This window comes from Lentilactobacillus parakefiri (assembly GCF_002157585.1).
Taxonomy (GTDB): domain Bacteria; phylum Bacillota; class Bacilli; order Lactobacillales; family Lactobacillaceae; genus Lentilactobacillus; species Lentilactobacillus parakefiri.
In genome coordinates this window covers 1-291 of record NZ_BDGB01000091.1, presented here as the reverse complement: position 1 = coordinate 291, position 291 = coordinate 1, and the positions used below count along the sequence as shown (strand labels likewise).

Annotated in this window: 1 protein-coding gene; it reads left to right on the top strand. The window is 42.6% G+C overall.

The genetic code is table 11. The annotated features are described in order from the left end of the window. The coding region (locus tag LPKJCM_RS09545; protein ID WP_133057566.1) for a DDE-type integrase/transposase/recombinase at positions 1 to 291 on the top strand (291 nt) is incomplete at both ends.

Below are 291 nucleotides of genomic sequence, written 5' to 3'. Positions count from 1 at the left end.
TTTCAAACCGATTGGCCAAATCAGAAGATGGTTTCCGATGTCACTGAATTTAAGATCCCCGAAACTCAGGAAAAGGTGTATTTCGAACCAATAATGGATTTATACAATAATGAGATCCTAACCTTTGCCATTACTGCCGGCAGTCCCAATCGTGAATTTGCCATGAAACCATTGAATTCCCTAATTGAGTTAATACCAAACCAACCATACAAGCAGTTCCTGCACACTGACCAAGGTTGGCAGTACCGACATCGAACATGGCAGAAGAAGCTCAGAAGCGCTCACATCACA